Consider the following 23,740-nt stretch of genomic DNA (forward strand, 5'->3'; position numbering starts at 1 on the left):
GTCAATGTAGAGTGCGCCGAAGAGCACCTGATTAATTTTAGTAATTTTCTGGAAACCCTCTGTCTTTGGCTGAGTTTTTTTCAGACGAGAAACCGGCCGAGAGGAAGACGGTAAATGACTTAGGTATTAACTACTATTTTTAAAACAATATTATTAGGAATTCTGAGCGTGCTTCAACAAAATAGAAGTTTAGGGGAACAGGCGATCGACAAAGTAGCCGAGATTGCTATTGCGAGCAAATTAGACGAATCCGAAACTTTGTCTGTCACAGTTAACACCGATCCCCTCCAGCTAGCCCAGGGAGAAGTACAGGCCGTTGCCGTTGAGGGCAAAGGATTGGTAATGCAACAAGATTTGCGCGTGGAAGAATTGCAAATTCACGTCAAGGATATTGCAGTCAATCCCCTCACCGCTATGTTTGGCAAAATTGAACTGAACGGGCCTGCCTTCGGTGGCGCCCGCGCAGTTTTAACAGAAAGCGATATCAACCGCGCTTTTAATTCCGAATACATCAGCAGGAAACTGAAAAACTTAAAAGTTACTGTTGACGGACAACAGCAGACAATAGACGTTAAAACTATTGAGTGCCAATTGCTAACCGGAAAAATCGCTTTAAATGCTGAGGTATTGGTGCGGGAAACTGCCTCCACGGAAAAAATTCAATTTACATCCAAACCTGAGATCGCAGCGGGCGGTTGGGCAATTTCTCTTCAGGATGTCGAGTATTCCGAAAACAAGGAATTTTCGCCGGAGTTAACTGAAGCTTTGGCAGACAAAGCTGGTGAAGTTTTAAACTTGCGAAATTTTGAACTTGAGGGAATGTCCCTGCGGGTCCAACAGCTAAATGTGGAAGCTGGTGTGCTGACTTTGGAAGCTGAAGCGAAAGTAGAAAAATTCCCAAATTAGCAGTAGCGTTCTGAGGCTAGTAGCTGGTAGGGTGCGTCAATGGATTTGAGATTTTAGATGTTAGATTTACTCCAAAGATGAATCTGGCTGCTTGAACAAGAGTCTAAAATTTTTATAACTCCACGGCAGGAGTCTTTCGCAAGTATCCGTTTTTGGGCGTGGTCAAAAACAGAAAAGCTTTTGACATCGAGCAATTATTGGAACTGACGCGCCCGAAGACTATGCTTTGAAACTACCTCCGCCCTTTTCTTGTCGGGTATGAGTGTCTCAACCAAACTTACTCTAGAAACCCGGCTTTCTTACCGGGTTTCTAAATACCCGGGTGTAAGTTCTACCAAAAATAATCAATCGAACGCGATCACACTTTTTAAATCCCTCTAAAGTTATAAAAAAATAGATAGCACTCCGTGGCAAAATATTACCGCCGTTAGAGGCAGGCGTGGGGAGTTTATTTTTACTCTTGACAAGTAGTAGTAAAAAATTGGAAAAATTTTGTGAACACAGTAACTGCTTTTTTTAAAAGACTGCGTATCGGTCAATTTTTGACTGTATTGATGGCAGGTGTGGTGCTGTTTACCAGCACCGCTTGCAATTCCGGCGATGTTCGAGGTGCTCGGCCTGAGAATCCTCCCGTTCAAATGGGAGGAATGAATAACCCCCACAAGGGCGGTGGAGATGGATACACGAATTATCAAATGTCTACCGACCCTAAAGTCAATCAATCGCCTGCTAAAGCAGAAAAGAATCGGGCTGATTTGTCGATCGTGGGCGATCGTCTCCTGGCCGCGACTACCGGGGAATCTAATTCCTCAAAGCTGCTTTATCCGGGTTCTGCACCGATGGAAACTGACAAGTTCGACCTCGAACTCGGCGGAGATAAAACTCTGTTAGACACGCCAGACGGACAGCCGGCTAAGGCTCAACCCGTATTCGACCGCAGCGATCCCGATGCCAAACTTTTAGAGAGAGTAGGCGCCGCCTTTCAGGATGCTTCTGCTTTCGTGAAAGATAGCGCTGAAGATGCTAAGGAAAGCTCAGTTACGAAACTCAATCCGCTGCAAAAATAAGCAAGCAGAACTTGCGCGGTATCGCCGATGTGTAGGGGCTTTTTCAGAAGTGTCCCTACACAATTCCATAAAAGACTTACGCAGAACTTGTATTCTATATCTTTCTTGGACGCAGAATTTGTAGGGTGCGCTCGGCGCACCCTACCCTATATTAATCGTGTAAAATTACTTATTTCGTCAGTCCTGTATATGTAGGGTGGTTATGGCGCACCTTACGCTATATGTATCGTGTAAAACTACTTACTTTTTTCGTAAGCCCTTTATGTGTAGGGTGGTTATGGCGCACCTTACGGATATTTTATATTTTAGGTTGGGATGGGAAATTTATAGGACTTGCGCCAAAAATGGAAAAGTGAACCATTGAAATTGCGGCGCTCCGGCTGGCAATGACAACTGGCAATGACCGAGTTTTCTCATTAATGCACAAGCCCTGCTTTTATGGCTCTAAAGAAACTTTGTTTTATTTACCTTTGGAGTCAGAAACCTCAGAAATCAAATCGTCTTTATCAACTTTCGGTACAAAATCAGGGCGTTCTTTGGCTTCCCAACCGGGGGGGCGCTTGGAGTTGTACCACGCGACGGAGCCGATCGTAGTTGCGGCAATAAAGCCAGCAACAAGAAGTGCTATTGGAGTGTTCAAGCTGACACTTGATTCCGGCACGGGCTGCTGCATCAGCAGATCAATCATTACTCGCTTGATGGGTGCAACAACAACTGCTATGGGAGTGGTCAAGCTGATATCTATCATTAGGCTAAATCCTTATCTACTCTACTTTTACATTATTTTAAGTGCTAAGGACGTTTGGTTGATATATCTGAAGGCTGAAAAAGTGGCAGTATTGCGGTCATAATGTTTAGAGCTTGAAAATAGGAGAGCTGATTTTATGCCGTTGGGGACAATAGCATTGCTGTTGGCTGCTAGTTTCAGCCTGGGTGCTTTACCGCTAACGGAATGGGCGGTGCGAGTGTTTAGCCGCCGAGATTTGAGGGCGCTGGGCACGGGGAATGTGGGGGTGTCTGCAGCTTTCATTCACGGGGGGAAATTAGCGGGAATTGCTGCGGTGTTGGTAGAAATTGCCAGAGGTATTGTGCCAGTTTTGGCGGGGCGATTTTGCTTCCCGGATGCACCTGCGATCGCGATCGCCCTGTTAATTCCTCTAGTTGCGGGCAGATATGCGATCGCCCGAGGTGGAGGCGTGACCAACGCGGTTTGGGGTCTTTTGGTATTTTCGCCGCCAGTGGCTGTATCATCCGGCATTTGGGGGCTGCTGGCGTGGGGTTTGGCACAGCGGTGGTGGGGTGAGGGCGATCGGGCGAGACTCTTTGCTTCCCGTTGCGGGTGTCTGTGTACCCCAATCTGGGTTTGGGTGTGGCGACAATCAATGCCTGAATTTTTAGCAGCAACAGGATTAGCTTTGTTGTTAGCAGCAATTAATTTCACTCAGGGTGATGATATGGCTTTATCTAAATCAGAACAATTGTTTTCTCTTGATGACTCGTTAGATGCTGCAATCTGCGGCGATAAAGCTGCTAAATTGTCTCAACTGAAACGCGCAGGTTTTAACGTACCTACGGGTTTTATATTGTCATCGAAGGAAGAAGGAAGAGGGAAGAAGGAAGAAGGAAGAGGGGAGAAGGAAGAAGGAAGAAGGAAGAAGGAAGAAGGAAGAGGGAAGAAGGAAGAGGGAAGAGGGGATGAGGAAAATGCCGATCGACTGTTAATCAGTAATTCTGTAATCCAAAATCTAAAATCCAAAATCCAAAATCGAATGATTGTGCGTTCTTCTGCTGCGGGAGAAGATGGCGATACGAGTTCGGCCGCGGGACAATATCAAACTATTGGCCCTGTTTTCACCGAAGCCGAATTGCTCGATGCAATTAATCGCTGCCGCCAGTCTTATTGGACTTCCGAAGCTGTGGCTTACCGCCGCCAACGACAACTTCCCAATACCCAAATGGCTGTATTGATTCAGCCTTACATTGACAGCCAAATTGCGGGAGTCATGTTCAGCCGCAATCCTTTAGATGGCGGTTCCCAGATTATTATTGAAGCTTTGCCTGGAGGTGCTGAATCAGTTGTCGGCGGACAAGTTACTCCGGTTCATTTAGAAATAGATTTTAGTATACCTGAATCATTAGAAGAAAGTTTAAGTGAATTTGAAAATAATTCAATTATTGATAAATCGATTATAGCAAAATTGGTGAAACAAGCGCAAGCAATCGAAGCTTTTTTTCACGGCATCCCGCAGGATATTGAGTGGAGTTGGGACGGGGAAAAAGTTTGGATTTTGCAAAGCCGACCGATTACAAATTTACAGCCGTTTTGGACGCGCACTATTGCAGCAGAAGTGATTCCCGGTGCAATTCGTCCGCTAACTTGGTCGATTAATCGGCCGTTGACTTGCGGGGTGTGGGGAGAGATTTTTCAGGTGGTTTTGGGCGATCGCGCGATCGGTTTAAATTTTAACGAAACGGCAACTTTGCTTGGTTCTCACGCCTATTTTAATGCGACTTTGTTGGGCGAAATTTTTCGGATGATGGGATTGCCAGAGCAGGGTTTGGAATTTTTGCTGAGAGGGCAAAAAATGGGCAAGCCGCCTTTGGGCAAGATTTTGCCTTCTTTGCCCGGTTTGTGGCGTTTGGTGCAACGGGAGAGGGCGCTGAATGCAGAATTTAAACGCGATCGCACTTCTATTTTCCTCCCCGCACTCCAAAAATTGGAGAAGGAAGAAGGAAGTTCGGCAACGGATTTAACGGAATTGTTGGAGAGAGCCGAACAAATTCAGGAGTTGCTAAAACCGATTACTTACTACAATATATTAGGGCCGATCGGGCTGGCTATTCGCAAGGCAATTTTTCGCGTTTCTGATGAATGGCTGGACAATGACAGCGCTCCTGAAATTGCTTCGGTGCGAGGGTTGCAGCAGTTGGCTAAGAAATTGCGGCAAGCTGCTGTTTCGCAGCCTGACGAAACTGTTTCATTCGCACATTTAGCACAGACATTTGCTGAAACTCCCCCTTTACAAGCAGAATTTGAAAAGTGGCTTGATATCTACGGATATTTGAGCGAAGTGGGAACTGATATTGCAGTTCCTACTTGGCGAGAACAGCCGGAAACTTACCAAAAACTGCTAATAACTATGGCTCAAAAAGCCGAAATTACTTTAGTCGAAAAGCGGAAATTAAGCTTGACGTTGGGGCAGAAGTGGCGATTAGATAAATGTCAGGAGCGAGCGAGCGTCAAAAACGAAATTAGCCAAATCTACGCGCGGTTGTTGGCTCATTTACGCTGGACTTTTTTGGAGATTGAAGCTTGCGGATTGGCAATGCAGGTGTTTCAGGAAAGCGGGGATATTTTTTATCTGGAATTTGGGGAAATTCAGCAGTGGATTCGCAGCGGGGCGAGTGTTTCGTTTAAGGATACAATTAGCCAAAGGCGCGATCGCCTCTTAGCCGATCGCGATCGCCCGATTCCCCCTGTAGTCTACGGCAATTTGCTGCCGAATTCTCAGAAAAGGTCGATCGAACTTGCCACATCCGCAACTAATATCATGCAGGGAATTCCAGCAAGTATTGGTCGTGTCGAAGGCTTTGTCAAGATTTGCCGCACCGCGAGCACAGATTTAGGAGAAAATGCGATCGCAGTAGTTCCTTACACCGATGCAGGTTGGGCACCGCTGCTATTAGGAGCAACAGCAATTATAGCCGAAGTTGGCGGCCAACTATCTCACGGAGCAATAATCGCTCGCGAGTACAAAATTCCCGCAGTCATGAATATTTCTGAAGCGACCACTCGCTTGCGAGACGGTCAAAAAGTACGAGTAGACGGGTATCTCGGCACTGTAGAACTGCTGGAATAATTAGCAACAGGCAAGATGCCTGTTCCACAAAGAGTTGATTTCTTGTAAAACAGGCATCTTGCGGAACGGGCAAGATGCCCATTCGACAATAAAATTGAGTTTTGTGGAACCGGCATCTTGCCCGTTCTTGAAAATGGTGAAAGATGTAAGCTCAAACCAATAATCTCGTAAACCCGCCCCGACTTTCCTAAGCCTTTAAGAAATTCTGGACAACATAGTTCCCCACATTTCTACCCGCACTCAAACCATCTACGTTAGCACTCATGAAATGAATGCCTCCGTAAATGCGACTCATGCCCGATTCATCGGCCGCTTCGCTGAAGTTTTCAAAGGTTCGCAAACTGTTGACAGTCCTGTCTCCCCGATCTCCAAAGCCGTAATCCGAACCAAATACAGAACTCATAATAGGATCTGCCGCACCGCTAAAGGTACTATGGCCCGACGTGTACTCAGGGAACGGCGGAGTAGTTAGCAGCGGCGTCCACTGGGCGTCGGCTGTCGTTTCGGGATTGTTGTCTGTGTCAGCTTGGCGGATAGCTGTCACCGGCCGCCATAAATTGTACTGGTACTTGGCATCCCAGCAGCTAATAGCTGCATCGGCCAGAGCAATATTCAGCAGGGCGAACAAGCGGGCGCTATCTTCTAAGGATTGACCCGTGAGAGTCGCTGTTTCTTCGGCGATTTGGTTCCAGTGGCCCGGAGGCGTAAACGTCCCAGCGCCGTTGGCCCAGAATTTGGCGATCGCAGTTTGGTCTGGGGTGCGCGTGAGGCTGTCACTTTTGCCCATTTCTTGGACGTAGTTAAGTTCCTCTGCGTACTGGGCGCTTTCAAGGGCGGGCGGGCCGTCCGGGCGGAACTGAGAACCGCTAGTCATCGCAAAGGGAGTAACTTCTGCCCACTGTGGCGCCAGCGCAGCGGCAAGGGCGGGGGGAGTCGGCACCCAACTGCCAAGGTCGGTTGAGGGGGTGTACTGCACTACTTTCGTGATGCCGTCTGTACTCCGCGAACTGATAATTTGGTCAGCAACTTGCTGTCCGAGGGCAATCCCGTCTTCTTTGGCTTTGCCGTCGGTAATTTTAGCTAAAGACGATGCGTATACTTCGTTGAATGTGGCTGCTTGCGCTGGGTAGACGCTGACTAAGACGCGGTGGGCGGCCGCGGCGGTGGCTGCTTCTGCTGATGTGCCTGCTGGTGGGTCTATTTCCACGAGGTAAGGGGTGTATTTTTTGCTGATGGAGTTAACAGAATCGTAAATGGCTGCGTGAACCATTGCCATGTTGCGGGAGGCGAGGGGAGGCGCGGTGCTGGCTGTCCGCACTGCATTCAGCATGACTCCGTTCCACTCGATGACAGGGTTTGCCGATAGCTGATTTGTGAATTGGTCGCGGTTGATTGTGTTGCTGTTGACTCCCTGCAAGACTGCTAAATATTCGCCCGTGAGTTTGTCTTGAATTACGGTGCTGTTGCTGTTGGCACCGGTGCCTTGCTGGATGTTTAAATCTTCAAATGTGAGGCCGTCTACCCAGCGAATTTGGTCATTGCCGTTGCCGAAGTCGGCGATGTAGTCGGCTGTGGCTACAGTTGGGCCGCCGCTGCCTTTAGCAATGGCAAATATATCATCGCCTGTGCCGCCGCTCATGGTATCGCTGCCTGCGCCCGCGTAGATGATGTCGTTCCCCGAATCGCCACCAATTAGGTCGGTGCCTTTGCCTCCCCAGAGGATGTCATTGTCCGCACCGCCAAGAATCGTATCGTTGCCTGGGTCGCCGCAGATTTTGTCTTTGCCTGCATCGCCTTCTAGATAGTCGTCTCCGCTGTTGGCATAAATGATGTCGTTGCCATCCAAGGCGTTAAATCTGTCTGCTTCGGTGGTTCCTTGGAAATAGTCAAAGTTAGGAGTTGGGGAGAGGGATGCCATGTTTATTTATTGGATATTTTGATTAAATCGCAAAGGTTTCGTAAACTCTATAGATGCTTAAGTGTGTTTACCCCTAGTTTAATATTATTAAACTTTCTGGCGGAGATGTAAACACCACAACCCCGCTTTATTGAATCTTTAATATTTAATGGGCTTTTTATAAAGTTTTGCGATCTAAATGTGCGTAAAAATACAGTCCTTAAAACTGCCTCCCATACTGCAACTTAGTTAAAGTTTTACAAAAAAACATTTTTTTTTAATGTAGAGCCATTTAATTTTTACCTTCATAAAAGGTGGGGATTGTGTAACTGAGTAAGTATATATTGATTAAGCACTTCTCAAGGCTGCGATCGGGTCTAGTTTGGCGGCTTGGCGGGCGGGGACAACGCCGAAGAAGAGGCCAACTGCACCGGATACACTGACAGCAAGGGCGATCGCTACGGGCGAAATACCAGCTTGCAAGGGCGTGAAATTACCTACAAGCAAGATACCGCCCACACCTACGCAAGTACCGACTATCCCTCCGGCAGCCGACAAAATTACAGCTTCTACAATAAATTGAAACAAGATATCTTGTTGGGATGCGCCGATCGCCTTTCTGAGCCCAATTTCCTGAGTGCGTTCGCTAACAGACACAAGCATAATGTTCATAATCCCAATGCCGCCGACTAATAGGGAAATGCTGGCAACAGCAGTTAACATGAGAGTCAAAGCGCCGGAAATTGCCCCCATTCTTGCCATTAAATCTTTCTGGTTTCTGACACTAAAATCATCTTCGGTAGTAATTTTGTGTCGCAATCTCAGCAGGTTTTCCACCTGAAATTGCGCCGCGTCCATTTGCGATTCATCTTTAATCGAAATAAATATCGACGTGACCGCCAAACCGTAGGGAGATTTGCGCCCGACTATGCGATTGGCCATTGTGGCGATCGGCACAGCGGCGGAATTGTCAAAATTCGTACCAAAAGAGGTGCCTTTGGGCGCCAATACTCCAATTACTTTGAGGCTGACATTTTGGATACGCACCTGTTCGCCCAAGGGATTTGTATTGCCAAAAAGTTTCTCCGCTAATTCTGAACCGAGAACCACAACTTGGTTACTTTGCTTAACATCAAGTTCGGTCAAAAACCGCCCTTTTGCCATTTCAAAGCTTCTGACTTCTAGAAATTCGGGGATCGTGCCAAAAATTAGAGCCGAAACATTTTTGTTGCTGTAGCGAACTATTTCGGAACTGTTAAGTTCCGCTGACACGCCTTGAACGGAGGGGACTTGAGTTGCGATCGCCTTTGCATCTGGCAATACGAGAGTTTGAGGCACGTTTGTCAGAGAACTTCGCCTAGCGTTGGGAACTCCAGGCCTCACGATTAATACGTTTGTACCCAGGGATTGAACTTGTCCTGCTACAAATTTTTGAGCTCCTTCTCCAATTCCAATCATGGCAATTACTGATGCGTTGCCGACAATCATGCCAATCATGGTTAAACTGCTGCGAGTTTTGTTTGCTAGCAGTGTTTGACCTGCCATTTTGACGCTTTCAATAAAATTCATATTTTTTTTAAATGAACAAGAAGAAACAAGAAAGACAGCCCTATGTCATGGTTTGCTGTGCGTCAAAATCCCAGGGCATTGGGATTGCGACGCACAGCGAAAATGACACACTTAATAATTAATTACTACAAGTCCACAGTCAACCTTCAACAGCCAACCGTCAACAAACTAATTAAGCACTTCTCAATGCCACAATCGGGTCTAATTTAGCAGCTTGTTTTGCGGGTACAATGCCGAAGAATAAGCCGATGCTGCCGGAAACACCGACTGCAAGTGCGATCGCCACTGGGGAAACGCTAGCTTGCAGGGGAGTAAAAGCAGCTACTAAAAGCACGCCGCCGATACCGAATCCAGTGCCGATCGCCCCGCCTGCCGCCGACAAAATCACAGCCTCTATCATAAACTGAATCAGAATATCCTGCGGAGATGCTCCGATCGCCTTTCTCAGCCCAATTTCCTTCGTGCGTTCGGTAACAGAAACCAGCATGATATTCATAATCCCGATGCCCCCCACAAACAGCGAAATTGCCGCCACAAAAGCCAACATCAACGTCAAAGCACCAGTAATACTGCCCAAAGTATTCATTAAATCTTTCTGGTTGCGAACAGTAAAATCATCCTCTTTAGTGATTTTATGACGCAATCTGAGCAGATTTTCTATTTGAAATTGGGCGGCTTGCATCATGGTTTCATCTTTAATTGCAACCGAAATAAATGTTACTTTTGTACCGTAGGGAGACGAGCGACCTACGATCCGATTGGCCATTGTTGTCAGCGGCAAATAAACGTTCATATCTTGATTGTCGCCAAAGCTGGAACCTTTTGCCTGCATGACTCCAATCACTTGAAACGTCGAGTTTTTGATGCGAATGTATTGACCAACTGGCTGCGTATTGCCAAATAATTGTTCGGCTGCTTCCGATCCTAAAGCAACCACATTTTCTTGTCTTTCTAAATCTAATTTGCTTAAAAAACGACCTTGACCAACATCAAAGCTTCTGACTGTCAGAAATTCTGGGGTAGTTCCGACAATAGAAGATGAGACATTTTTGTTGCGGTAGGTAACGAGTTGACTGTCATTGAGAGTTGGTGCGACTTCTTGGACAGAAGGAACTTGAGATGCGATCGCCTCTGCATCTTCCACTACTAAAGTCTGGGGCGGAATCACTGGGCGGCTTTGGGCTTCAGGACTTCCGGGAATAATAAATAGCAAGTTTGAACCCAGAGAGTTAACTTGTCCCTCGATAAATGTTTGAGCTCCTTCCCCGATACCGATCATCGAAATGACAGAAGCATTGCCTATGATAATTCCTAACATCGTCAAGGTGCTGCGAAGCTTGTTTGCCATCAAAGTTGTGACGGCCATTTTGACGCTTTCAACAATATCCATAATTTTTAGAAGGAAGAAGGAAGAAGGAAGAAGGAAGAAGGAAGAGGGAAGAGGGAAAAAGGAGCAACCATGAAATAACAAATAACAAACAACCAATTTGCAATTCACAATTGGTAATGCCTTCTGCCCTCTGCCCCATGCCCTATTTCTGATTCTTGATAATATCCTCCAGCTTTTTACCTTGAGGAAGTTCGGTAAAAACGCGATCGCCCGCTTTTGCACCCTCTAAAATCTGAATTTTGTTGCCAATAGTCGAGCCAACCGTAACAGGCTTAAACTTCGGCTGTTGTTTCTCATCAGGAACTAGCACACCCGTTTGACCTTTATTAGTCACAATTGCCACCGTCGGCACAACTAAAGCATTGCTCAGCTTTTGACCGACAAATCTCAAATCTACATTCATCCCCGATTGCAGCGACTCTTTGCCTGTATCAATGGCAACTCGAACTTGAAATAGCGTCACATCCCGTTCCTTAACAGCTTCCGGCGCAATTAATTTAACGCGACCTTTAAACACTTTATCTGGATAAGCATCAGCCACTATTTCAACTTCTTGGCCCGGTTTAATTTGACTGATATCAGCCTCCGGGACTTTCGCTAAAACTTCCACATCTCTTGCGAGAGCGACAATCGATGTGGAAGTTGCCGAAGTAGCTTCCGAGGCCGAAGTTGCCGGAGTTACAAAGGCTCCTTGGATTGCGTATCTTTGGGTAATTATTCCAGCAAAAGGAGCGCGAACTTTCGTATCTTCTAACTGCACTTCTTGAAAGCGGACTTGAGCTTGAGCTTCGGCTAATTCAGCTTGAGCTTGAGCTATTTCTTCCGGGCGAGAACCGTTTTCTTGTGCCGCCAATTGGCTTTTTGCTTCAGCAACTGCTGCTTCGGCTTTGGCGATTTCTTCTGGACGGTTGCCGTTTTCTACTTGCGCTAATTTGCTTTTTGCTTCGGCCACTTCTGCTTCGGCTTGAGCAATTTCTTCGGATCGCGTGCCGTTTTGCAATTGCTTCAATGCTTGCTGCTCGACTTGCACAGCAGCTTGCAGTTGCTGAATTTGCGACTCCCGACTTTCTTGCAGTTGTTGCAGGCGTCTTTGGGATTCTATTAATTTAGCTTGAGCAGTGCGATTTTCTTTGATCAGTTCATCCAGTTTATCTTTAGCCAGAGCGCCTTCTTCCACTAGCGGGCGATTGCGTTCTACCCGTTGAGCGGTTAGTTCGGCTTGGGCTTTACTCGAGTCAATTTGCGTTTGTGCTTGGGCAATTTCTTGTTTGACACTGCCGGTTTGAGCATCTGCTAAACGAGCTTGAGCTTGTGCTAAACGAGCTCGCGCTTGGCTGACTTCTTCAACCCGGCTGCCAGCTCGCAGTCGCTGCAATCCAGCCTGAGTTTGCTGCAAGCGGGCTCTGGCTCCTGCAACTTCTTCAACGCGGCTGCCGGCTTGGGCTTGCGCGAGACTGGCCTCGGCTTGATCTAAGCGCGCTCGGGCGCTGGCGATGTCTTCCGATCTATTTCCGGCTTCGATTTGGGCGAGTTTGGCTCGCACGCTGGCTTCGCGGGCTTTAGCTTGAGCCAGTTGAGCTTCTACATCGCGGCTTTCCATGCGGGCCACGATTTGTCCTGCTTCCACTTTATCGCCCTGTTCGACAAATAATTCTGCTATGCGGCCGGAGCCTTTGGGGCTGAGATTCACGCGCTGTACGGGCTGCACCGTGCCGCTCGATGTGATCCGCACCGTGAGGTTTTGCGCTTCCACCGGCACTGTCATAGTGGCGATCGCATCTACTTTCGGCTGCGATCGACTTTTTGCTATATATATGGTGGTCGGCACAGCTAGCAACCCGGCTGCAACCAACCCAATCGCCCACCGCTGCGGTTTGCGCGCGGGTTTCTTCGGAGACTGCTTTTGGGCGGTTTTGTTATCTGCAATTTTGGTCTCTGCGGCCTTGGTGTCTAAAGTCTGAGTATCTTCCACCTTGACCTGAGCAGTTTCCTTTTTAGGGCTAACGATCATACCGACTCACCTAATTTAATCTCAGGATTACCTTTAAAGGTAAAATTTTTGCTGATGCTTGGCATCGTCTATCAGACTCATCCGATCGGGTGATTTAAAAAAAGTTCCCCAACCAGCACCTGTAAGCAATTATAGCTAATCGTTGCAACTTATTAAATAATGTTAAGTTTTTTCAGCCTAAAGAGGTGGGCCCAAACAGAATCTCTCCCGGCTACTGGCCAATTAAAATATATTTTAGTAAATAATATCATTTTTGGGATCTCGGGGCGCGCTCCTCACCAGCAACAAAGGCGGATCTGACAGCGGGCGATCAACCGTCACTAGGTCATTGCGGACTCGTGTTCGCGAGCGCAGCGGGCTCTGCCAGTTCTAAGCTCCTAAGGGCAAAATATTAAGACGCATACTCTCATAAACCCGGCTTCTGCGAGAAATAACAGGTTTGTCCGCGAAGAATCCCCGCAGAAACTCCGTTCGACGGGTAGCGGTGCGTAAATCCTGAATACATTTCCGCCCTGTGCCCCCAACAGGTTAAAATATTTTTCAAATCCGTTAAAAATGGAAAATCAAAACAATGAATCGTCCTCAAAGCGTTACAGTTTTGGCAATCTTGCAGCTAATTAGCGGCATTTTCAGTCTGCTTGAAGGCTTGTTGATCTTACTTTTTCCAGGCATTTTTGGCGGTCTCGGTGCGGCTTTCGGCGGGGCAAAAATTGGGGCTGTAATTGGCGGCTTGATTGGAATTTTTGCTGCGATCAGTTTCATATTAGGTTTCCTATCCTTACTCTTAACTTGGGGTTTGTTTCAAGTCAAAAATTGGGCTTGGACGGGAACGTTAATTGTCCATATCATCGCCACCATCGTGCAAATTGTTAGAATGTTTGGCCGCGGCGGTACAGCAGTCAATTTTTTAACTCTGGGTTTTGCAGTGGCTAGCATTTACTACCTGCAGCAGCCGCATGTTAAACAAGCATTTCGTGTCTGATTTCCTTTTCATTAACGGTACTGAATTCTCGGATCGAAAAAAGCATAGGAAATATCAACCGCCAGATTAATTAGTACAAAAGTTACAGCTACAAAAATTACTCCTCCTTGGACAATTGGGTAATCCCGGGTCAGAATACCCGTATAAATCCAAGAACCAATTCCCGGCCAGGAGAAAATCGTTTCCGTCAGAATAGCGCCGCCTAAAAGAGTGCCGAACTGCAAACCTATAGTTGTGACGATCGGCAAAAACGCATTTTTCAAAGCGTGTTTCAAAATCACCCAATATTCCGGCAATCCCTTAGCCCTTGCAGTGCGGATGTAATCTTGAGAAAGCACTTCCAGCATTGCAGAACGAGTGATGCGAGCTATAATAGCCAGAGGAATAGTTCCTAAAGTCAAAGCGGGAAGGATTAAATGGGCGATCGCATCTCGCAAAGCAACCAAATCCCACCTCAGCAAAGAATCCAAAACATAAACACCCGTAATCGACTTAAAACCAAACCCCAAATCTACAGTAATCCGCCCGCTTGGAGGGAGCCATTTCAGATAAACAGCAAACAAATAAATCAACATCAATCCCAACCAATACACCGGCAAAGATACGCCAATTAACGAACCGCTCATCGCGAGATTGTCCAGCCAGCTATTTTTCCGGACAGCAGCCAAAATCCCCGCCGGAATTCCGATAAAAAGTGCCACCAACATCGCCACCACAGACAGTTCAAAAGTAGCAGGCCAGCGACTTCTAATTTCATCAATTATGGGAATACCGCTAATAATGCTATTTCCCAAATCAAAGCGCAGCAAACTCCCTAAAAACGCCAAATATTGCAAAGGCAAAGGCTGATTCAGACCCAACCTTGCTTTCAAAGCTTCCACTTGTTCGGGAGTTCCCCGTTCTCCCAAAAGCACTGTAGCTGGGTCTCCGGGTATCAAATGCAAAAATATAAATACTAGCAGAGTGATTCCGAAAAGGACTGGCAATAGTCCCAGCAAACGTTTAACAATATATTGAAACATGGCTTTATTTTAGCTTGTAGGGTGCGTCAGCTTGAAGACTTGTTAAATTTTCCGAAGTTTTAGTGTGCTGACGCACCCTACGATTGTGCTTAAAATCCGATAAAACTATTTGTCATTGCGAGAGTGTTAGCTTTCGCGCTCCGAAGGAAAGCAATTGCAAAGCTTTAAGCAAAATCAGATCGCAATGAGAAGAAGTATAATGTAGGGTGCTTAGCAACGCACATTCTCCCCGATTTTCAAGACTTACTAACATCCTCAAAAGACTCCGACCCCAAAGGACTTGGAATCCAACCTTGAATATTCTTGCGTTTCCCTAAAAGCGGCTGCGAATGTACGATCGGCAAACGCACAGCTTCCCCATGCAAAATCTCGCTAACTTCGGCATAAATTTTCGCCCTAGCTGCTTTATCGCCACTCGCCCTCCCCCGATCCAAAAGTTCCAGAACTTTCGGATTTTTCCAATTTCCCAAATCCCCCGTGGAACCAGGCCCGAAGTGAGGATAATAAAAATTGTCTGGATCGCCGTAATCTCCAATCCAACCCATCATAAAAGCTTGAAAGCCGGGAGGTTTTACCCGATCGGCTAAATAAGCAGACCAATCTTTAGTCAGCAATTTTACCCGAATCCCGATCGCGCTCAAATCCGCCGCAAAAGCCTCAGCAATCGGCTTCGGCGTGGGAAAATAGGGACGGCTGACGGGCATATACCACAAATCCAAATCAAAACCGTTCGGATAACCGGCTTTCGCGAGCATTGCTTTAGCTTGCTGCGGGTTAAATTCATAATCTTTAACTTTATCAGACGCCGCCCAATTCAGCGCAGGCGGGATAAATTGCGAATCATGTTTTCCCAGTTCTCCCCAGAAAGCTTTGACTATTGCTGGCTTGTTAATTGTTTGGGCGATCGCCCGCCTGACTTCCGGCTTTGACAAAGGTTCGTAACTCGGATTTAACCCTAAATAACCGACATTAAAAGAGGGTCGAACAACAGCTTCTAAATTAGAATCTCCCTGAACTTCTTGCAGTTGATCCGGCGTTAAATCCACAGTAAAATCAAGTTGTCCTGCTCGCAACTGAGCCAGTCTCGCCGCCGGATCGTCAACAAAACGAATTACCAATTGATTGACTTTTGGCGTGCCAGTTTTCCAATAACTCGGATTTTTCTCCAAAACAATGCGATCGCCCGATCGCCATTCCTGAAACACAAAAGGCCCCGTACCCACCGCCAGCGACCCCGGAGTGCCGTACTTAGCACCCGCTTTTTTCACCGCCGCCGGACTCGCCATCCCGAAATAAGCGGAACCTATCGCCGACGGAAAAGCAGCAAAAGGTCGATTCAAAACAAATTTAATTGTAGACTTATCAACAACCGCCACATCTTTTACTAAAGAATCTTTTTCTCCCTTAAACCCGCCAAAAAAATCTTTCCAAATCGGATAATTCTTGCCCCCTTCTCGAAAACCGTTAGGATTTTTGACATCCCACCAGCGCTCTACATTAAACTTAACAGCTTCCGCATCAAAATCCGTGCCGTCGTGAAACTTTACCCCGGAACGCAACTTAAAAATCCAAGTTTTACCATCTTTAGAACTTGACCATTCAGTAGCCAGACTCGGTTCAAGTTCCACAGTTCCCGGTTTGAAATCAGTCAAGCGATTGTAAATTTGGTCGATAACAACCACCGAATTGCCATCAGTAATATTTCCCGGTTCCAGATTGACCGGCGGCCCGCCCGCACCGTAAACTAAAGCTCCCGGTGGAGCCACAGCAGGAGTTGTCGAAGTTGAAGAATTATTGCTAACCGTGTTTGAGGGCGTGCCACAATTTGATAAAATTACAGCCATCCCAAAAACTAGACCTAATAAAACTAAACGCCAGGATTTTAACACTCTCATTTCCATAACTCCTATTTAATAAAAAATTGTACTCATATAAATTTATAATTGGCTCTTTCTCCCGCCTCGGTGCTCTCTGCAGTTCATTTAGTTAAGTTTATATTAAAAAAATTAAATCTAATTAATAAACAAAATTCAAGACGCCGATGATATCATGTTCAAGGGCTAAATCTCAACCCACACCTTTACTTTAGGCGACGCAAGCAGCATAAAAGCCAACGTTTGCGGTCTATCTAGAGGAATCATTATATTTGAGATTTTAGATTTACTCCACAGATGAATCTGAGAGCTTGAACATTCGTCTAAAATTTTTATCTCTCCACCACGTTGGGGGCTTCTATCCGTTTTCGAGCGAGCCAAAAATGACAAAGCGATCGATTAATTCCATTGTTTAAAATATGATCTACCTGTGGAGCATAAACATTCCTTTTCCCACCCAAAATATCTTTGAACCTCTGCATATAACAACCAGATTCGGCATTGGCAAATATCAATATTTCTCTCTTTTCTCTTTCTCTGCGCCAAGAGCGCCCTCTGCGGTTGGTTGAAAAAAATCTACTTTACATCAAGCAATACGATGGCTATATGCGATCGCACCCAACCCTACAAATCAAAACTCTCTTCACCAATACTTCCCAGTTCCCCGCTACCTAGAAACTCTTCCTCCTCTACTTCCTCAATGTCAGAGTCGAAACTTTCCACCACAAAGGGTAAACCAGCAGCCATCAAACCCCGTTGAATCAGTTCCGGCGTTTCGTCAAACAAAACAAATAGCGGATGAACAGCCTCAGCTTCATCGCTGTAAATATGTCTGTAGCGGTATGGCATCACCCATTCGTAACCTTTATCCAGCCAAACCTGAGACTGTCGCCAGCGGCCTAGCAACTCAGAAAACTCTTCGCCCGGACGATGAATGAAAATCAAAATTTCCACTCCAATTTTAACTTTCCATTCAGGATCGCACATCAAAATCGCCAAATCGCAGGGCAAACAAACTGCCTGCCCCGGCGATATGCTAGTGCCGCCCCTTCCCGCATAAGAAACTCCGTCCCGCAAGCGCGCAATTGGCAAAGGAATTGTGATTAAACTATCATGGGCGCGGCGGATACTCGGAATCATTTCCATGTAAACCCGATATTTTTTCAGCAGGGCGATCGCGGCGGAAGATTCGCTGTACTCTGCTAGTAAAGCCTCGTAATGTGATTGTTTAACAGACATTTTCAAACAAAATAATAAGTAATTACTAATTGCTGCTAATTGCTAATTAATCTATCGTTTATCGTTACCAGGAATACCCTGATAATGAACATTTGGAGCATAGCCTCCAAATTTTTTTGTCCTTTTAATGCTGTCCCTCCTGCAAAGGCATTCCCAGGCTGAGCCTGGGAACGAGTAAAATAGTCATTGGTCATGCGTTAATGGATACTAACTAATAACTAATAACTAATTACCCCTTTTTTACAGCTTTTGGAACACTGCGAACATCGGCAGATACATCGATAGCAAAATCGAACCTACGATACCACCGACGACCACAATCATCAGAGGTTCTAGCATACTGGTAAGTCCTTTTACTGCTTCTTCTACTTCCGTTTCGTAGAAAGCGCCAACTTTCATCAGCATCTTGTCAAGTTCCCCTGTCTCCTCGCCAATCGCCATCATTTGGATGGCCAAAGACGGAAAAACAGCTTGTTCTTGCAAAGCAATACTGATCATGCCGCCGCTTTGAATTTCCTGTCTCGCATATTCGATCGCATTAGATATCGCTTGATTTCCAGCCACATCTCGCACAATTTCCAAAGAATTGAGGATCGGCACGCCCGATCGGGTCAGCGACCCAAATATCACGCAAAACCGAGCCACAGCAGATTTTTCGATCAAATCTCCAAAAATCGGCAATTTCATCGCAATCCTATCAATTTGTAGGCGACCTATTGGAGTTTTGTAGTACATATCGAAGGCTATTTTGAGCGCTATAATCACCCCAATAACTGTTATCTGCTGGATCGGAGGCCAAGCCGTACAAAATGCACTAATTGCCAACATAAACAGTGTAAAAGCCGGCAAATCTGCACCAATATCCTTAAAGATTTTAGCGAAAGTTGGTAGCAAGAATATGGTCATTGCGAAAAAAATCACGATCGCAATAAAGAACACAGTCTTCGGATAAGACATCGCCGAATTAATTTCAGCCTCCGTCTTGTGATTTTTTTCCATCATCACGGCCAGACGGTCTAGGGTTTCATCTAGCACCCCCCCGACTTCTCCCGCCGCAACCATACTGATAAACAGTTGGTCAAAAACATCAGGAAACTTAGCCATCGCCTCGGCCAAGTTTATCCCTTCCTGCACGTCAGCATTCATGCTCCTGAGCGCTCGCTTCAGTTTAGCATTAGAACACTGCTCGTGCAGCACGGAAAGGCATCTCACGATCGCCACCCCTGCATTAAACATAGCCGCAAACTGACGAGCAAAAATAGCCATATCCTTAACAGTAAGACTGGTAAGGTTATACTCAATTTGCTCCTGAATCTTACTGAAATCAAAGCCACCTTTCGGTTTTTCGCGGATAACGTTGGTAGCCACAGCTCACCTCTGAAAATTTATTAAAAAAAAAGTTATGACTCATCAGTCATCAGTCATTAATTCAGTCGGCAGACTCCTGACTAATGACTGCTGACGGAATTAATGAGCTCCTACCTTGGCGCCACCAACAGGTGCTGGGCCGATCAAGCGTTCGAGTTCGTCAGCCTTAGAAGCCTTGCTCATTGCCGCTTCCCAAGTGACTTTACCGCTCTTGTAAAGTTCAGCGAGGGCCATTTCCATCGTCCTCATGCCCAATTTCGCCCCCATTTGGATTTGGGAGTAAATCATCGGAGTTTTGCCCTCCCGGATCAAGTTAGCCATAGCTGGAGTATTTACCATGATTTCCATAGCGCAGCAGCGGCCGCCCCCAACTTTCACAACCAAATTTTGACTGCAAATTCCCACCAAAGAGTTAGACACCTGGGCGCGAACCTGGGGTTGTTGAATTGGCGGGAACACGTCCAAAATCCGATCGATCGTTGCACCCGCCGAATTAGTGTGCAGCGTTCCCATCACCATGTGACCCGTTTCCGCAGCCGAAATTGCCAGACCGATCGTTTCCAAGTCCCGCATTTCCCCCACCAGAATCACATCTGGATCTTCGCGCAAAGCTGCTCTGAGCGCATTAGCAAAGCTCTTAGTATCTTCGCCCTTTTGACGCTGGTGAAACAAACTCTTGATATTAGGGAACACATATTCGATCGGGTCTTCCACTGTTAGAATATGTTCGGCCCGCGTGCGGTTGATCAGATCCAACAAAGCCGCCATCGTAGTAGTTTTCCCGGAACCCGTTTGTCCCGTCACCAACAGCATACCCCTGGGTCTTTCCGTCAGATCCCGCAAAATCTGCGGCACGCCTAAAGCATCTGCGTTAGGAATCTTAGAAGCCAGAGCCCGCATACAAGCCGCCCAAGCGCCCCGCTCCCGGTAGACATTAACGCGAAACCGAGCCAATCCCCGAACACCATAAGCGCAGTCGAGTTCCCACTCCATTTCCAACTGCTTGCGCTGCATATTGTTGAGCATTTGGAAAATTAGGATCTGCACTTCCTCAGCAGACAGAATGTCGCCGTATTGCGTCTGAGGAGTTAGTTTACCGCTGACTCGGAAGAATATAGGCGCGCCCGCTTGGATGTGTATGTCCGAACCCCCTTGCTCTACCAGGGACTCCAGTACGTCTTCAATCATCAGACCCATAGATACCTCTCCTCGATCAAATTGATAGTTATTGACCAATCTAGCTCAGTTAACAGTCAACAGTTAACTGCTGAATCAATCCACAAAGCGTGGCGTCAAGCAGTACGGACAATCCAGCATCTCCGGCTTCAATTCCGCCCGACAACTTTTGCAGGTAAGTCCCTGCTTGCGTTTGGCTTTCAGTTCAGCCTCCAATCCCGAATCAGTAAACGTCACCCGCTCGACTTCTTCAAAGGTAGTCGCGCCTTCCCGCACCAACTGCAAGCTGTAAGCCAACAACGTTTTCATCCCTTCTTCTACTGCTGCTTCCTTAATTTGCTCTGTAGGAGCTCCTTGAGTGATCAGAGTTTGAAGCCGCTCAGTATTTTTCAGGAACTCGTAAACCCCTACCCGTCCTTTGTAGCCTAGGCCGGCGCACTTGGTACAAAGTTGCTCGCGTTCTGCCAGTTCCTTCCTTTCCTCCACCGGTACAGTGTTGGCTTTGTAAACAGTTAGATCAATTTCTTGAGAAGCCGACAGACCGTACTTGCCGAGTTCTGTGGCAGTAGGCTGGTAAGGAATGCAGCATTTGTCGCAAACGCGCCGCATCAGACGCTGAGCCAACACGCCCAACAGAGCGGCCGAAACCATGAACGGTTCTACCCCCATTTCGGCCAAACGCGCGACCGCCCCGGCCGCGTCGTTCGTGTGCAGCGTCGTCAGCACCAAGTGTCCCGTCAAAGCAGCTTCCAGAGCCGTTTTTGCCGTTTCCTTGTCCCGCGTTTCTCCCACCAGCATCACGTCAGGGTCTTGCCGCAAAAATGCCCGCAGAATGTTGGAAAAAGTCAAGTCTTTTTCCCGAATTACTTGACATTGGGTAATTCCTGGCAAAGCATATTCGATCGGGTCTTCGGCCGTACTAATATTAACCCCCGGATCGTTCCGTTCCGCCAGAATTGAGTAGAGAGTAGTTGACTTGCCCGAACCCGTCGGCCCCGTCACCAAAATCAGTCCGAACGGACGGCTAGCACTCTCTCGGACTAAAGCCAGAGTTTCCTGGTCGGAGATTAACAAACCCAAGCCCAACTGAGTGCTGGAACTGTCCAAAATCCGCAGCACGATTTTTTCGCCGTACCGCGAAGGTAAGCTGTTCACCCGGAAATCGACCGTGCGTCCCTCAAATACCCGGCGGATGCGGCCGTCTTGAGCTTGTCGGCGTTCGGCAATATCCAGGTTGGCAATAATCTTGAAACGAGCGGTAATCGATGCGACTACCTGCTTGGGAAACCGGAAATACTCTTGCAGTACCCCGTCTTTCCGCATCCGAATCCGCATGAACTCTTCTTGAGGTTCTACGTGGATGTCAGACACCTTTTCCGACAGAGCTTTAGCCAAAATGATATTGACCGCCTTAATTACCGGAGCGGCCTCAGCATCGTCCAAGGTGTTAGCTAGGTCTTCTTGGTCGGCACTCTCCTCTTCTAGCGAGAGTTCGCCAAAATCTCCCTCCCCTAAATCCATCTTTCTCTGCTTTTCGGCTGCTGCCATTTTGGCTGCTACCTTAACTTGGTCCTCTTGATAGGCAGAAGTTATGTCCTGATAGTCGTCTGGCGTAATCACCCGTCGCTGCAAAGCCAAGCCGTGAGGCTGTAAAATCCGCCGCAAATCTTCTATAGCGTTGAGGTTGTCGGGATCTACCATTGCCACTAAAACCGCCGCCGGCTCAGTTTCAGTCTTCGCTACGGGTAAAAACCGACCTTGGTGACAAATGTCGATCGAAATCTTCAACGCGTCGAGCATAACTCCGAGTTGCTCGTTAGACATTTCGCTCATCTCCGGGTCAAATGCTTCAACCCCGTAGACTATCTTCCGTTCAAACATCTGCTGCTTCTTGTAAAGTCGCAGCAATTCTGGGGGTAACGGCTGCCCGGTAAGTGCTTCTAATACCTCCGTCAAACGCTTGCCCGACTTCTGGCTTTCAATTTGAGCTTGCTTCACTTGCTCGCCGTTGACGTAACCCGACAGAATCATCTTGGTGAGAGCCGGAGGAAATTGGCTCACAGAAACTATGGATGTGGAGCGAAGCGGGGATGTGCTAGTCATAAAAAACACTCAATAGGTGGGAAACTCAGTCACAAAGAGTGCTGAGAGGAAAACCAACGCGGGGTTTTAACCCCCGTATTCTTTGCTTATGGATCAGCTATCATGTTGTTGCTCAATCCCTATCTCTCAAGTGTAAACTCGCAGTCACCTCTAAGCTTCGTCCACAAATTGACGAGACGTTGGAGGGGTTTGCCGATTCTTGCCATCAAATCTTGTTCGTTGAGTGCTAAGTTGCTTACTTACCTGATTAACTCGCGGGATACTATCGTTATAGCGTCAGGGCACATCATTTGGGGATTCCCCGTACCGGGAGATAAAAGCGGGGCAGGGTGGGTGACCTTCCCACGCTGTTATATTTTCCCAAATTGTTTGGTCAAATTACAGCGCCCGTGGTGGCGCGGTTAGCTCTACTCAATTAAAAATGAACTATGTTCTGTGATGATAGCTTTTACGAAAGCTTCGATCGCCCTTTTGAAATATATTTTGATTAATTATCTGCGATCGGTCACTGCCCGGTCGTCGGCTGCATCAGTCCCCACGGCAAATTTTGAGCAACTCTAGTTTTCGATCAGTAAATATTACTTTGATTATACTTTGGTGTCTGAACCTTTGTCACGTAAGCTTAATGGTTCAGAAAGGTTTGAAAGAAGCAAATTAGATATCAATCTAATCTACAGATGAGCACCTCCGCGATACCCGCTAATTTCTATCATTGTAACGGGCAAAAAGTCGAGATTTCAAGCAACTTCGGCGTTATCGAATCAGCCAAACCACAGCCCCAATTCGCATCAAGATTAAAAACCTAGTGCTTGAGTTACACAAGCACACAGATCGCTACTTAGTCACTCTATACAAATTCCTCTTTGTCCCCACTTGGGAAACTCAGCAAATGGTAAAAAATGCCAGCGTCAGCTTGCGGCTAAAACAGCCTGACCGATGATAAAATTAAGCCCCTATCGTTTTAAGCAAACCTAGAAACATCCCGCCTCCTAAGTGGGAAATTTTGTAGTATTCTTAACAGAAAAATAGACTTATAAAAAGTGTTGTCAAGGCGATCGCGTTAATAAAAAATGAGGAACCCACAAACGTTGGGTTGCCCCCATTGCGGCCATATTATACGTAAATATCTAAGCGGACCTTTGAATATTTTATGGAAAGCTTTGAGCAATGTATCCAGAGCAGGCAAGATTTCCTATTTTCACATTGTGCCATACACAGTAAATTCGAGTCCTCTAGATTTACCGCGTTAACTGCATCTGCTAGAATTGATAGGGTT

General features: G+C 46.8%; 15 protein-coding genes. 4 read left to right on the top strand and 11 right to left on the bottom strand.

What is annotated here, in order from left to right:
* The first annotated feature begins 168 nt into the window (after window positions 1-168).
* Together D0A34_04725 and D0A34_04730 are read left to right on the top strand one after the other, a co-directional pair.
* Window positions 169-906, top strand: coding sequence for a DUF2993 domain-containing protein (locus tag D0A34_04725; GenBank protein UNU18262.1), 738 nt, complete (start codon window positions 169-171; stop codon window positions 904-906).
* Window positions 907-1,400: 494 nt separating this feature from the next.
* Window positions 1,401-1,973, top strand: a complete 573-nt coding sequence (locus tag D0A34_04730; protein UNU18263.1) for a hypothetical protein — start codon at window positions 1,401-1,403, stop codon at window positions 1,971-1,973.
* A 460-nt stretch (window positions 1,974-2,433) separates the two neighbouring features.
* On the opposite strand, the gene D0A34_04735 is transcribed toward D0A34_04730, so the two are convergent.
* On the bottom strand, window positions 2,434-2,646 hold the full coding sequence (locus tag D0A34_04735; protein ID UNU22173.1) for a hypothetical protein: 213 nt from the start codon (window positions 2,644-2,646) through the stop codon (window positions 2,434-2,436).
* A 211-nt stretch (window positions 2,647-2,857) separates the two neighbouring features.
* On the opposite strand from D0A34_04735, the gene D0A34_04740 reads away from it, so the two are divergent.
* Window positions 2,858-5,833 (top strand): PEP-utilizing protein, encoded by a 2,976-nt coding sequence (locus D0A34_04740; protein ID UNU18264.1) that lies wholly within the window; start codon window positions 2,858-2,860, stop codon window positions 5,831-5,833.
* A 187-nt stretch (window positions 5,834-6,020) separates the two neighbouring features.
* Here D0A34_04740 and D0A34_04745 read toward each other — a convergent pair whose 3' ends face one another.
* The 4 genes from D0A34_04745 to D0A34_04760 all read right to left on the bottom strand — a co-directional run bounded on the left by D0A34_04745 (window position 6,021) and on the right by D0A34_04760 (window position 12,700).
* Window positions 6,021-7,751 (bottom strand): phosphatase PAP2 family protein, encoded by a 1,731-nt coding sequence (locus D0A34_04745; GenBank protein UNU18265.1) that lies wholly within the window; start codon window positions 7,749-7,751, stop codon window positions 6,021-6,023.
* A gap of 327 nt (window positions 7,752-8,078) precedes the next feature.
* Entirely contained in the window at window positions 8,079-9,299 is a 1,221-nt protein-coding gene (locus D0A34_04750; protein UNU18266.1) for an ABC transporter permease, read from the bottom strand.
* Window positions 9,300-9,471: 172 nt separating this feature from the next.
* Window positions 9,472-10,689 carry an ABC transporter permease gene (locus tag D0A34_04755; protein UNU18267.1) on the bottom strand — a complete coding sequence of 406 codons (1,218 nt, stop codon included), beginning with the start codon at window positions 10,687-10,689 and terminating at the stop codon, window positions 9,472-9,474.
* Window positions 10,690-10,831: 142 nt separating this feature from the next.
* The gene (locus tag D0A34_04760; GenBank protein UNU18268.1) at window positions 10,832-12,700 is read right to left on the bottom strand and encodes an efflux RND transporter periplasmic adaptor subunit; all 1,869 of its coding nucleotides are present in this window, start codon (window positions 12,698-12,700) and stop codon (window positions 10,832-10,834) included.
* 571 nt (window positions 12,701-13,271) lie between these two features.
* On the opposite strand from D0A34_04760, the gene D0A34_04765 reads away from it, so the two are divergent.
* On the top strand, window positions 13,272-13,682 hold the full coding sequence (locus tag D0A34_04765) for a hypothetical protein (GenBank protein ID UNU18269.1): 411 nt from the start codon (window positions 13,272-13,274) through the stop codon (window positions 13,680-13,682).
* A gap of 11 nt (window positions 13,683-13,693) precedes the next feature.
* Here the strand turns inward: D0A34_04765 and D0A34_04770 are convergent, their stop codons facing one another.
* The 6 genes from D0A34_04770 to D0A34_04795 form a co-directional block, all read right to left on the bottom strand.
* Window positions 13,694-14,704 (bottom strand): ABC transporter permease, encoded by a 1,011-nt coding sequence (locus D0A34_04770; protein UNU18270.1) that lies wholly within the window; start codon window positions 14,702-14,704, stop codon window positions 13,694-13,696.
* 236 nt (window positions 14,705-14,940) lie between these two features.
* The gene (locus D0A34_04775; GenBank protein ID UNU22174.1) at window positions 14,941-16,599 is read right to left on the bottom strand and encodes an ABC transporter substrate-binding protein; all 1,659 of its coding nucleotides are present in this window, start codon (window positions 16,597-16,599) and stop codon (window positions 14,941-14,943) included.
* 603 nt (window positions 16,600-17,202) lie between these two features.
* Window positions 17,203-17,817 carry a hypothetical protein gene (locus tag D0A34_04780; protein UNU18271.1) on the bottom strand — a complete coding sequence of 205 codons (615 nt, stop codon included), beginning with the start codon at window positions 17,815-17,817 and terminating at the stop codon, window positions 17,203-17,205.
* A 240-nt stretch (window positions 17,818-18,057) separates the two neighbouring features.
* Window positions 18,058-19,185, bottom strand: coding sequence for a type II secretion system F family protein (locus D0A34_04785; protein ID UNU18272.1), 1,128 nt, complete (start codon window positions 19,183-19,185; stop codon window positions 18,058-18,060).
* A gap of 99 nt (window positions 19,186-19,284) precedes the next feature.
* Entirely contained in the window at window positions 19,285-20,382 is a 1,098-nt protein-coding gene (locus tag D0A34_04790) for a type IV pilus twitching motility protein PilT (GenBank protein UNU18273.1), read from the bottom strand.
* Window positions 20,383-20,457: 75 nt separating this feature from the next.
* Window positions 20,458-22,464, bottom strand: a complete 2,007-nt coding sequence (locus D0A34_04795) for a type II/IV secretion system protein (GenBank protein ID UNU18274.1) — start codon at window positions 22,462-22,464, stop codon at window positions 20,458-20,460.
* Window positions 22,465-23,740: the final 1,276 nt, after the last annotated feature.

The sequence above is a fragment of the Microcoleus vaginatus PCC 9802 genome (assembly GCA_022701275.1).
GTDB lineage: Bacteria > Cyanobacteriota > Cyanobacteriia > Cyanobacteriales > Microcoleaceae > Microcoleus > Microcoleus vaginatus_A.